The sequence below is a fragment of the Mucilaginibacter defluvii genome (genome assembly GCF_039543225.1).
Taxonomy (GTDB): Bacteria; Bacteroidota; Bacteroidia; order Sphingobacteriales; family Sphingobacteriaceae; genus Mucilaginibacter; species Mucilaginibacter defluvii.
In genome coordinates this window covers 1,438,239-1,450,785 of sequence record NZ_BAABJI010000002.1, presented here as the reverse complement: position 1 = coordinate 1,450,785, position 12,547 = coordinate 1,438,239, and the positions used below count along the sequence as shown (strand labels likewise).

Here is a 12,547-nt window from a genome sequence, read left to right as displayed (position 1 = left end):
TTAATACGTTAATGTTAAGCCTCCGCCAAATCCCATGTCGCTGTCATAGTGGGTTGAAAGTGCAAAATACTTGTTTACAATGTACCGAAAGCCCGCTGCATATTCCTTGTCGGTATTGATCATAAAGTTCATACGCAATCTGGAGGTCAGGGGAATATCCTCACGCCCCAACTGGAAACGCAATTTTCCATTACCGTCAATCCGTGCGTCAGCTACAACAAGCATCGGTAAAGTATAGGCTAAACCGGCCACTACGGTATGGCGATTTTCCTTGTTGCTGATCTGTCCGAACATGTTCCGGTAGTCGCTGCCAAAAATATTTTTTTCATCCGGGTCGAATTGTTTGTAGTGATAGTCAAAGCCGACGTAAGGGAATAACCATTGATTACGCCCTATATACCGGCCTATCATGGTCTCGCTTTCATAACCCATTTTGGCGTCCAGGCCCAGGTGCCAAGTTGATATGGCATTCCAGCGGGTATTACTTAACATCACCTGCCCGTCACTACCGTTACTTTCCAAACCGATCCTGCCCATTAGATGCGGCATCCGGTCATCCCAGAATAACTTACGCTGGGCAAGTTTTGGGTCAGGCACCTCTGGGTTGGGCGGAGAATTTTCATAGCTGAATATACGGCCCATCCCGCTCATCATATGATAAAGGATATGGCAGTGAAAAAACCAATCACCGCTTTCTGTGGCAGCAAACTCTATAGTGTCTCTCTCCATAGGCATAATATCCAGTACATTTTTCAAAGGCGCATGGTCGCCCTGGCCGTTCAGTACGCGGAAATCATGCCCGTGCAGGTGCATGGGGTGACGCATCATGCTATTGTTATACAAGATGATGCGCAGGTTTTCCCCTTTTTTAATCAGGATCTTGTCTGACTCAGAAACAGTTTTGTTATCCAGCGTCCAGACATACCGGTTCATATTACCCGTAAGGTCAAACTTCAATTCCCGGACAGGGCCCTGGGGCAGGGTAGTTTTATTAGGATCCCGTAACATGGTATAATTAAGGGTAACGATATCAGCGCTCTCCGGAGCCATGTTCATCCCCGACATGCTTTTGTCATTGCCCATCTGCATTGCAGGCATACTGGTTTTGCTTTCCGGCGCTTCAGGCTTCTCCGGACCGGTGATTTCAGGATACATCACCGTATTCATATCCATGATCTGATTTTGCATCTGCATCCCGTCCATTTGAACCATGTTGCCATGCATATCCATCATATCATTCATCATTTTCATTCCAGCGAAGTACTTCAGCTTAGGCATTTTGCCTGCATAGACCTTCTGCCCGCTACCGAGCCAGAGAGAAGCTGATTTGGTACGGTCCTCCGGTGTGACCAGGAATTCATAACTCTTATCATCCGGGATGGTAACCACGACGTCGTAAGTTTCAGACACGGCAATAATCAGGCGGTCGACCTCGACAGGTTCCACATCATTGCCGTCTGTGGCCACTACTGTCATTTTGCCACCTGCATACTTTAGCCAGAAATAAGATGACGCTCCGCCATTGGCAATGCGTAAGCGAACTTTCTGACCGGCTTTGAACTGCGGCTGCTCCAACTGGTTTTTACCGTTGATCAGGAATTTGTCATAGTAAACATCGCTTACGTCCATGGCATTCATACGCTTCCATTCATTGGTAACCTTGGTTTTAAAATTACCACTGCCAATAGCTTCGGCGTAGCTTTGCGTTGTTCCCTTTTTAATGGAAAACCAGTCAGTTGCTGCATGCAAACTTCGGTTAACTTCTTCCGGCTTCATGTTCGTCCATTCGCTCAGCACCACCGGTAAAGTAGGAATATCCCATTCCTGCCTTTTATTCATAATGAATGCACCATACATACCAATCTGTTCCTGTAAACCACTGTGGCTATGATACCAGTGGGTGCCATGTTGAATGATCGGGAACCTGTACAGATATGTTGCGCCCGGTTTAATGGGCATCTGTGTCAGGTTGGGCACACCATCATACCGGTTAGGGAGAAAAAGACCGTGCCAGTGTAAAGCTGTTTCTTCCTTCAGCTTATTATGTACGTAGATCTCCGCAGTATCACCCTCAGTAAAGGTGAGCGTCGGCATTGGAATGCTGCCGTTTACCGCGATCGCCCGCTTGGGTTTACCGCCGTAGGTAACCGTTGTATCTGTGACATAAAGGTCATATCTTACGGTGCGGGGCAGCCGCGTGCGGGAAGTTATTTTGATAGGCCCTAAATTGGCTTTGGCCTTTCTGATGTTTTGAGCCAGCGCATCACCGGCATAGGGATCATCCATTTTCATTCCACCCATCGTCTCGGCGGAATCATTTTTATCAGTCATCGGCATTGCCATGCTTTTCGATGCTTCGGCAGGCGAAGGCTGCTTCTGGTCATCCATTTTCATATCCCTCATGTCAGCAGTTTTGAAAACAGGGCTTATTTGAGCAGGTGTTTGCCTTGAAGCGTCTTTTTTATTTGCCCCGGATTTCTCTTTAACTAATTTCATTCCGCACTTCGGGCAGTTGCCTGGCTTGGAAGCGTGGATTTCGGGATGCATCGGACAAGTATAGGTTACCGGATCATTCTTTTGCAGGGATGCCGGCATTGACATCGGCATCTGTGAAAAAGCCAAAATGCTGACCAGGTTCATGCAAAAAATTAAAAATATTCTCCTCATCTTTATAGTGTTATCTGTGATTCGATAGCGTAACCGGTACCGGGTCAGTTTTGGACGATCGACCCGGTATCGAAATTACTTCTCGTCAGCTTCATTTACATTTTTCAGCCAGTCCTGGATAACCGTCGATTCCTGGGCAGATAATTCAGCACTGTGGTGGATCAGCAGGTATGATTTTAAGGGCATTGACTTTTCCTCCAGACTGTTGCCGATCGACCGTAGTTTGCTGCGTTTCTTACGGGATGAGTATGTTCCAAACTCATTAAAGTTAAGTTCATCTTTTCCTTCGCTGATGTGCCGGTCGAGCATATACCTTACTGGCTGAATATTGGCATACCATGGGTAACGTGTATTGTTGCTGTGGCAATCGTAACAGGAATTCTTTAACAATGCAGTTACGTTCGGCGGGACAGAATAGACCCTGGAGATATCGTTAGGCTGCGGAGCGCTGGTTGTATTCCAGTGTCGGGGTATTAGCTGAGCAATAATCAGCAAAATACCAATGCCAAGCAGCGTTACTTTAATGAAGCGTCTCATAGCGCTATTTTAATTCGTCCTTAATTGATCCGCAGGTCAGCATTTTTTTGCCGAGGTACGGGTTCTTGATCTCTTTGGTTTCACTTAACCAGTTCGCCCCCTTATTATTATTGTACATTGGGCAATGGTCCACAAATAGCGTTTGCCCGGCACCGAATAGCTTCGCAAGATCGATCATATCCTGGCTGAGCATATCAAAATGCTCACGCTGGTGTTCAAGCTTGTCTGCGCTTTTGCCAATGTGCTCCGCCATTTCTTTGGCATCATCGGCAATGTCCTGGAAAGACTTTTTCTGGCCGGCAGTTAGCAAGTTCAGATCAAATTTGACGAAATCATCAGCCAGCGCTTTACCTGCTGCGGCAGCATCTTTGGAATTGTCATTGGCAAGACCGTTTTTGAGCTGAAGATAATTGCCGATCATCTCTTTTACATTAGCAGCTACCTTAGGATCCACGCCAGCCTTAACCGGCGCATTGGTATTTGTCTTTGAGTCAGGCGTTGCTACGGTAGCTTTCGCGGCAGACTGTGTTTGAGGATTGTTGTTACACGCTATAAAAGCAATAGATACTGCTGCAAACGCAGCAGCTACAGTAATTCTTTTCATTACAATTGGCATTAAAGCTGTGTATACCTGCTGATTAAAGGGCATACACAGCATAGGTGAATTTGTTGGGATTTGTTTTATTTGCCTAAGGTCTCAGTTACTTTACCACAGGTTAGCATCTGGTTTCCGAAATAAGGATTTTTGATGGCCTGCTCGGCTGACAGCCAATAACTTTTTTTCATCGGGCAATAAGCATAATAGAGCGGCTGTTCGGTCAGCTTAACTGCTTTTGCCAGTTTATAGAAATTTTGGGAAAGGCTGGCGAAGTGCTCCCGCTGATGGGCGATGTCTTTACTTTCAGAAATATGACGCGCATCAAATGCCAGCTTTTCCTGGAGTGGCATAAATGCGTTCATGTCGGCGGAAGTCATGGACTTCATGTCTACCGCGTTTAGGGCCTTCAGAAGATCAGCAGATTTCGCATTAGCGCTCTGGCTATCGCCATTGATTAAGGCATTTTTGATATCCAGATAAGGAGCTAAAATGTTTCCTAACGATGATTTAGTTTCTTGTGCAAATACGGATGAAGTAAATGTTGCGACAATGGCAACAAGGAAAAATAGACGTTTCATAAAATTTGATTTTTTCATTAATAAATATCATAGCTTGCCCATGCAAACCGTAGAAATGCTAATGACCGGCGACCTGCATCATGCAGGAAGCCTTAAAAATCAAATCTGAAAACTTTGGATTAAAACACGTAAGTCGGCAGTAGGAGGTCTCTGCCGTGTTGTTAGCAGGCATTGTTGCTTTATTCTTGTAGAATAAAGCGGCGGAACTGCCGTAAAGCCCCAAAGCGGAAGTAGTGCCGCAGCCAACTGAACGTCGAGCTTTAAGGCCTGCGGTATGATCTTGGCAACTGCATTAAAGTTGCTAACAGCGCCCTGACAGCAAGGGTCTTCCTTACCCGAAATATGAATTACGCCATGCTGTGACTTTTTATTTGCGACTGTATGATGGTCCAGATGACTATGAATGCTCCTATTATGTTCAGAGCGCTCATGGGACATGTGTAAAGCACAAGCCAGTCCTACTGCTGTATTGAGCAGAAAGGTAATCAGCAGGAAAAATGCTTTTACTTTCATACAAAGCAAAACTAGTTATATTTACTTTATCTAATTTATAAAATTTCGGTAAGTTTTTATATTTTGTTGCTTTTTAGTCAGGCAACTGCTCTCGCAATTTTTTGCATGATAGAATGGTCATCTCCAAACTTGCACAGCGCATCACAATGCTGTCGGAGTTCCGAGAAACAGATGTACTTCATTTGAACTTGGCCTTTTTTGATAGAAGGCCTTGACAACTGCATGACTACATCTTTTTCGCGATTATCAGGTACGACCAGATAAAACACTTCTTCATTATTTACCAAGCTGTAGCTCAGGTCTGTAAGACGTAGTATACCCGAATAGATACTGGTGCTTTTTTCTACTTCAAATGCGGCAACTACCTGCCCCGTTCCTTTTTTAAACCATAAAACATCAATGAGTTTTACGGTGTTGAGCACTTCTTTTTCAAGCGGCAGATCAGGGAAATCCTTAACGGAGATAAATGAAAACTTATTACCATTCCAGGATTTCGAGCGGTCGTTGGATGCTGCAATTACATCATAACCAAGCGCATTACCGATTTTGAGTAAATGATATTGCATTTCATTATGTAATTGTTCATCCTCTGTTTCTTTCCTCTTTTCCTGATGCCGCTTTTCAATCAGTTTTTCCAAACGGTTTCTTTCTGTTTCTGATAGGTATTCGTCTTTGCCTAACAGGAGCTTCTGCATGCCGATTTCAAATAAAAGCCCCGCAAAAGCTCCTGTATCAAGTGATAGTTCGTTACAGTACTTTTTATTCATATCCATGATCACCTCACGAATTTTTAAGTACTCACTCCAACTGCCCAATTTCTTTTTGTCTTTGAACAGGTAATTGAAGCCATTAATAATAGCTGTATTAAACGGCGGTATTAGTGTCGGGTGCAGGAAGTACAATATACTGGCCACTGCTGGCCCCAAACCCTTGATTTTCAAAGAATCTAAATGTAAAATTTCTTTGATGAGTTGTTCCTCATTTTTGGCATTCAGGCAGTTTTCCAGAAACTGGCCAAAGGCTACTTTATTCTCCTGATTTTCATAAATATCAGGTATGCGTAGCTTCGGCTTCCAATAAAAAGGATGGGATGCTCCTTCAAACACTTGCTTTTGTTCAGTAATACAGGTGAGTACAAACTCTAAAGATGTGCCTTTGAAGTCATTACCAAACCGTTTATTTTTGATATCATCAATAACCTGGAACACACCTCTGCGTATCGATCTGAATGCTTTCAGGCGTTCCTCGTTATTGATAAACCAGGTATTGTAAACAGATTCCCTGTCGTTTTTATATTGGTTGATGATGGATTGTAAATGATCATTCATATTCTCAAAGTATGAGCTAATATAATGTAATCTTTTACCTGCAGCACTTTTTAACAAAGAGAAACTTAAATAACCAGATGGCACATTTCTTCATCGCTTTCATTGTATCGTTGAGATCACCTTATTTTTCCATCCTGGCAAGGATACGTTTCATTTCTGCTATTTCTTTTTCCTGCGCATCAATGATGCTTTTGGCAAGCCTTTGGACTTCCGGGTCTTTCAAATGAGCCTTTTTGCTGACCATGATCGCAATGGAATGATGTGGGATCATGCCTTTCATATACTGTTGATCTCCGATAGCAGTTTGCGTTCGGACACCTGCGAGAGCCAGGATAAACACTGCAATGGCAGAGGTGGCAATGATTAAATTAATTTTCTTGTTTTGATACATCATTCGCATCATCCCTAGCATAACCAGCGCCATAGCCGAAACCATCAGCATAGTCATGTAAAATCGGGTCATATTAATGTACACATGGTCGAACTCGTCAACATTCAAATACATAATAGCATACATGATGAAGAATGAAACGACCAGCATCAATGCAAATTTTTGATAATTTCCTTTTTCCATTGTAATAACGTTAAGTGAATACTTCTTATTTAAAAAGCTACCTGCCCTGCATCAGCGCAGGGCAAGTAGCTGAACCAAGGTTATTTAAACAGCAGTTGCCATTTGTTCGCAAACTTCGGCACATTTCCGACAGGCTTCTGCACAGGCCTGGCAATGCTCCATATGATGCTTGCCGCATTCTTCAGCACAGGCATTACACACGTCAGCGCATACACGGCAAAGATGGGCACTGTAACCGCTGCCCAAACTCATAACTTCTGCAGCGGCTCTGCAAATAGCCGCACATTCCAGGTCGAGCTGGATACATTTTGCCATCATTTTTACATCCTCTTCCTGCAGGCAGGACGTAGCACAATAGTTGCAAGCTACTGCACACGCTACACAAGCATCGATACATTCCCGGGACTTTTGATATGACATAATTGAAATGTTTTATAGTTAGATAATGATTTATTACTTGTTACCGCGGGCTAACAGCCAGTCCTGAAATTGGCCTATCTCTTTCATCTGAGCATCAATAATATTTGTAGCCATCGTTTTCATACTTTGTTCCTGGCCGTGGATGAGTTCAAGGCGCGAGTTTTCGATAGCGCTTTGGTGATGACCAATCATCAGGATGGCAAAATCATGATCAATGTCTCCGTTGATAATTTGTAGGTCAGCTTGCTTTCCGGATTTTTTCATGTTGTCCATCAGCATCATATCGAAATCCGGATCGTTGCCGTGAGGGGGGTGTGATTTGAGAAAAGCAGAAAGCTGCGTGATTTCTGCCTGCTGGCTGGAAATTATGCTCTGCGCCATTTGCTTCATCGTCGCATCACTGCCGCTTTTCAGCTCCAGGTTAGCCATATCAATAGCCCCCTGGTGGTGCATGCGCATCATCATCGCGAAATCATTGTCCGGATCTTTGGTCATCTTCATCGTGTCCAATTTCGCCATCATCTGATGCATAATACCCATCATCTGATTCTGGTCATGACCCTGTATTTTGATTTTATCATCATCTTTGCTACATGCACTCATCACAGCCACTATTGCTGACAGCGTGATTAATTTTAAAAAGTTTTTCATCGTTTGTTTTTTTAGTTACCTCTTATATTGTTTATTGATGTGCTTTCATCCATTGTTCCATCTCACGGATTTCCTGCGTTTGTTCCGGTATAGATTGCTGCGCCATGGATTTTAGTTTCGCGCTTTTACTGTAGGTCACAATACTTTTAGCCATCATGATACCATCTTTGTGGTGCTTGGTCATCATGTCCGCAAATTCATGATCGATAGAACTCATGGACATATTACCCGGTTTCATCATTTCCATCATATTATCACTCATTGCTTTACCAGCTCCTGATTGCTTGTTAGCTGGATCGTAGTTTTTAGTGCTGTTTTGCAACTTTGCAATCAACTGATTGAGCTGTGCAACCTCTTTCGTCTGTTTGGTCAGTATTTTTTGAGCCATTTTTTTCATGGAAGCATCCTTTCCCTGCTGTAGCTCGATCCTGGCCATGTCGATAGCTCCCTGGTGGTGGGCTTTGAGCATGGAAGCAAAATCATAATCAACATTTCCTTTCATTTGCTGAGCATGCATTTGCTTCATCATCTTGTTCATAGATTCCATTAATGGATCGCTTTGGATGGCTGCAGGTGCAGTGATGATTAGTGCTCCATGATCAAATGGGCTAATGGTGTTTTGAGTAGTAAATCCTGCTACGCCTAGCGCAAGCATGGGAATCATTAACATGGTTGTTTTCATAGATTATTTATTAATGGTGATTAAATAAAATTTAATAGAGTATAGTGATACCGCCGCCAAATCCGTACTGGTTATCATAGCTGGCTGAAAGCGCAAAAAATTTGGAGAGCACATAACGTGTATCAGCTTGCCATTCACTGTCTGTGTTGTAGGATGCGCCGAGATAAAGTCGGCTTGTTAACGGAATGTCTTCACGGCTCACGGTAAAGCGTAATCTGCCTTTATGGCTGATCCGTGCATCAGTTTGGATGAACATGGGCAATAAGTATCTTAAACCGACGACCGCCACATTGCTGCCGTCTTTAATAAAACGGCCACCTTTCTCATTTTTTTCAAATTCAGCACCTACGTACGCTGCAAAATATTGACCGTTATCAAGATACCGCTGAAAGCGAGGGTCGATTTCATAACGCCCATCATAACTGAACCGGTAGTTGGCATTGAATTCATAACGCGTATTGGAGATAAATAATGAACCGATACTTGTTTGTGAGTGGAATGATGCTTGAAACCATGTGTAGAATTGCCGGTCATCGTTGATGACCGGATTTCGCGGTTGATATTTCGCAACTTCAGTGTTACTCGGATTGTCTTCATACCGAACAACACGCGCCATGCCTGACATCATGTGATAAAGCGTGTGGCAGTGGAAAAACCAGTCATGCGAATCATCGGCAAGAAACTCAATCGTCTGCACCTGCATGGGTTCAATACTTACCGTATGTTTTAGTGGTGATGATGTCCCCTTATTGTTTAGTACCCTAAAGAAGTGCCCGTGCAAGTGCATGGGATGCTCCATCATGGTCGTATTATGAAATACGAAGCGAACAATCTCTCCCTTACGAATCAGTAAGCGGTCGGCTTCGGAAAGGGCTTTGTTATTAATGAGCCAGGTATAACGAATCATACTACCCGTAAGATATAGGTGATATGTCCGGACCGTATGCCTTCCGTCGAAAGCAGTTGTACTATTGGCTTCCAACTGATCATAACTTAAAATTTTTCCATCGCCGCCTAATCCAAGGAGCAAAGAGCCTCCCGGTCCCATTGGCGTACCTCTTCCGTCGTCCGGCATATTCATACTCATACCCTTCATGTTCATGCCGCCCATTTGCATATCATCCATACCAGACTTGCTGCTTTCGTTCTTGGCCATATTCATGCCTTGATGGTTCTGCATACTCATACCCGTATCGGCTTTTGTCTTCATCTCCATCTGTGGCATTTTAGCGCCAGGTTGGGTATCCTTGTTCATTCCCTTCATATCCATGCCTTTCATACTCATTGGCACGTCGCTGGTGCTGAAGGACAAACCATCATTTTTGACTTTTGCGTTGGGGACCCTGTTCATAGGCATTTTCATCTGGGTCATCATGCGGTTAAAAGTGTGAGCGAACTTATAATAGTTCACTTTTGGTATGTCTGTCGCTTTGACCTCTTTTCCGGCTCCTAGCCAGGCAGAAACCTTCCCGGAGATATCCTGGTAAGTCGCCCTAAATTCATACTTGCCCGTAGACGGTATTTTGATGAGTACATCATAAGTTTCTGCTGTGCCAATCAGAATCTTGTCTACCGTAACAGGTTTTACATTTAGGCCGTCCGCTGCAACGACCGTCATCGGACCGCCTGCAAAATTCAGCCAAAAATAACTGGAGGCGGAACCATTGATAATGCGCAGTTTTACCGTTTGTCCCGGCCCGAACTGTGTAAGTTGCTGGTCTGTTTTACCGTTAACAAGAAAGCGATCGTACTTAACATCCAGCAGATCCATCGCTGGCATGCGCATCCAATCTAGTTTTAAACGGTCACCAAGATAGCCCTGGGCAAATGCACCGCCATAACTCAAGACACTCCCTTTTTGTATCGAGAACCAATCCGTTCCCCGCTTCAGCATTCGGAGCACTTCTTTAGGCTGATAGTTCGTCCAATCCGAAAGCATAAGCACCTGTTCTTTCACCTGATCCTTTTCTGCTTGAGGCTCAATAACAATGGGGCCGTAAAGACCAGCCTGCTCATCCAGTTCCGTATGGGTGTGATACCAGTAAGTACCCGTCTGATGAAGCGGAATGATATTGGTATAGGTTGTGCCAGCCGCTATCGGCACTGTGCTGATGTAGGGCACACCATCGTATTTGTTAGGTACCAACAGCCCATGCCAGTGTATCGAAGTTTCTTTTTTGCGCAGGTTGTGTACCCGGATAACGGCAGTATCTCCCTCAGTGAATCGGAGCACAGGGCCAGGAATCTGACCATTGATGGCAAGCGCTTTTACCTTTTTGCCTGCATAAGCTGCAACCGTGTCATTGATGTAAAGATCGTATGTAACGCGCTTGCCAACATGTATCAGGTGATCATTTAATGAAGAGGAAGTACTCTTAATTGTGTCTCCCGGTCGCGCCTGCATACTTTGCATATTCATCTCCGAAGACTTTTCTGGATGATTCATATCCATCCCTTTCATTGGATGATCCGGCATTGCCATATCCGTATCCATCATATCATGATCTGACATCGGCTTAACACGATTCGATTCGGCTTTAGAGCGTCCGCCCCCGAAATGCTGCATGTTCAGACTTTTCGTATGGCCCATGCTTTTCATTGCTTTGTCAGTCTTCTGTTTTGAAGTACTTTTTTTATTCTTGCCTTTAGCGTAAGGCAGGGGCTTCTTAGCCATTGGAGCCTGCTTGCCACTCATATTCATGCCGGGCATGTTATGCTGCTGTGCATTTGCCTGAGCTGTTAGTACCAGAAGCCATATAGAAATTAACGTTTTAATGCTTTTCATAGTAGTGTCTTTATACTTTATCAAGTGATTTACGGGATGGATCGCCACAGGACTTGTATTGACGGGGACTCATGCCAGTAACACTCTTGAATTGTGCGGATAAGTGTGCACTACTGCTGTAACCCATACTGTAAGCGATCTCCGTAATGTTAAGCTCACCGTATTGTATTAATTCCTTAACCTTCTCTATCTTTTGTTGGATAATAAATTTCTCAATGGTCGTATCCTCTGATTCAGAGAAAAGACGACTGAGATAGGCGTAGTCTTTACATAGTCGATCAGCTATTGATGTCATGATATTTCCCTGGATTTCACTTAGGTCACCCTGGTGTACGATTTCAATAACAACGTTTTTTATTCGCTCAATAAGCTTATCCTTTTCCTTATTGATGAGCTCAAAGCCTGATACCTTAAGCATAGAGGTCAAATGGGATAATTGGCTTTCATCCGGGTCAGGATGAATATTGGCCGTGCCTAGTGTAATAGCATCGACGGATAACCCTAAACTTTCCAGTTGCTGGCGTACGACCATAATGCAACGGTCGCAAACCATATTCTTAATAAATAGTGTCATGTGTTAATTCAAGCTAAATGATAGACCATAGGAGTGTCCCGCCGCAGTTGGGAGTCGCGGCAATGCTTGAATCAAATAAGAAGGGTACGATGGGATATGTATAGCGGAATACTTGGTGAACGCGGGGGTCCGGTTGCATCCGGCCAGCGAACTAATACTTTACTGTATACAGGTACGGGAGGTAACTGTATACCAATATGGTATGATATGATGAACTCCTGGACGATCATTTGAAGTTCATCGTAGTTACTTAGATTTTCTTTTACCACGTACAGGCCATGGTCTTTACTGCAGCAATCACAATCTTTGCCTGATCCGCAATCATCTTTGTGCTTACCCTTTTCCTTAGAATGAATATCCTTGTCATGATCATCATCATGATGTTCATTCACTTCATGCTCGTGGTGTTGTTCGGTAGCTATTTTGGGCCCGATTAAAAAAACTTCAGTGCAATGTAACACGCATGCAAATGCACCTGTTGTTAATAACAGGTAAAACGCAGCGAGACTTATTGCACCTAGTTTTCTCATCCAATAATACTACACAAAATCGTTACAATTGTTCCACTTAATTGAAAAAACTCAGTATTGTCCGATATGAGTTATTCAAATAAAAGGCTGCTTACAAAAGCTAGCCATGA

The 12,547-nt window shown here is 43.7% G+C and carries 13 protein-coding genes; all 13 read right to left on the bottom strand.

The window, feature by feature from the left end; genetic code table 11:
- A complete protein-coding gene (locus ABD960_RS12530) occupies positions 1-2,667 on the bottom strand; it encodes a multicopper oxidase domain-containing protein (RefSeq protein ID WP_345331498.1) in 2,667 nt (888 codons plus the stop codon).
- 75 nt (positions 2,668-2,742) lie between these two features.
- Positions 2,743-3,204, bottom strand: a complete 462-nt coding sequence (locus ABD960_RS12525; protein WP_345331497.1) for a heme-binding domain-containing protein — start codon at positions 3,202-3,204, stop codon at positions 2,743-2,745.
- A gap of 4 nt (positions 3,205-3,208) precedes the next feature.
- Complete coding sequence (locus ABD960_RS12520; protein WP_345331496.1) at positions 3,209-3,808, bottom strand: DUF3347 domain-containing protein; 600 nt, start codon at positions 3,806-3,808, stop codon at positions 3,209-3,211.
- 77 nt (positions 3,809-3,885) lie between these two features.
- Positions 3,886-4,398 (bottom strand): DUF3347 domain-containing protein, encoded by a 513-nt coding sequence (locus tag ABD960_RS12515; protein ID WP_345331495.1) that lies wholly within the window; start codon positions 4,396-4,398, stop codon positions 3,886-3,888.
- 81 nt (positions 4,399-4,479) lie between these two features.
- Positions 4,480-4,893, bottom strand: a complete 414-nt coding sequence (locus tag ABD960_RS12510) for a hypothetical protein (protein ID WP_345331494.1) — start codon at positions 4,891-4,893, stop codon at positions 4,480-4,482.
- 77 nt (positions 4,894-4,970) lie between these two features.
- Positions 4,971-6,305 (bottom strand): hypothetical protein, encoded by a 1,335-nt coding sequence (locus ABD960_RS12505; RefSeq protein ID WP_345331493.1) that lies wholly within the window; start codon positions 6,303-6,305, stop codon positions 4,971-4,973.
- 37 nt (positions 6,306-6,342) lie between these two features.
- The gene (locus ABD960_RS12500) at positions 6,343-6,795 is read right to left on the bottom strand and encodes a DUF305 domain-containing protein (protein WP_345331492.1); all 453 of its coding nucleotides are present in this window, start codon (positions 6,793-6,795) and stop codon (positions 6,343-6,345) included.
- Positions 6,796-6,879: 84 nt separating this feature from the next.
- Positions 6,880-7,215: a four-helix bundle copper-binding protein gene (locus ABD960_RS12495; RefSeq protein ID WP_345331491.1), complete on the bottom strand. Its 336-nt coding sequence runs from the start codon at positions 7,213-7,215 to the stop codon at positions 6,880-6,882.
- Positions 7,216-7,248: 33 nt separating this feature from the next.
- The gene (locus ABD960_RS12490; protein WP_345331490.1) at positions 7,249-7,866 is read right to left on the bottom strand and encodes a DUF305 domain-containing protein; all 618 of its coding nucleotides are present in this window, start codon (positions 7,864-7,866) and stop codon (positions 7,249-7,251) included.
- Between the two features lie 31 nt (positions 7,867-7,897).
- Positions 7,898-8,548 carry a DUF305 domain-containing protein gene (locus ABD960_RS12485; RefSeq protein WP_169611325.1) on the bottom strand — a complete coding sequence of 217 codons (651 nt, stop codon included), beginning with the start codon at positions 8,546-8,548 and terminating at the stop codon, positions 7,898-7,900.
- A 31-nt stretch (positions 8,549-8,579) separates the two neighbouring features.
- A complete protein-coding gene (locus tag ABD960_RS12480; RefSeq protein ID WP_345331489.1) occupies positions 8,580-11,333 on the bottom strand; it encodes a multicopper oxidase domain-containing protein in 2,754 nt (917 codons plus the stop codon).
- A gap of 10 nt (positions 11,334-11,343) precedes the next feature.
- Positions 11,344-11,907 carry a helix-turn-helix domain-containing protein gene (locus ABD960_RS12475; RefSeq protein WP_169611323.1) on the bottom strand — a complete coding sequence of 188 codons (564 nt, stop codon included), beginning with the start codon at positions 11,905-11,907 and terminating at the stop codon, positions 11,344-11,346.
- Positions 11,908-11,978: 71 nt separating this feature from the next.
- Positions 11,979-12,437 (bottom strand): HYC_CC_PP family protein, encoded by a 459-nt coding sequence (locus ABD960_RS12470; RefSeq protein ID WP_486348235.1) that lies wholly within the window; start codon positions 12,435-12,437, stop codon positions 11,979-11,981.
- Positions 12,438-12,547 lie beyond the last annotated feature (110 nt).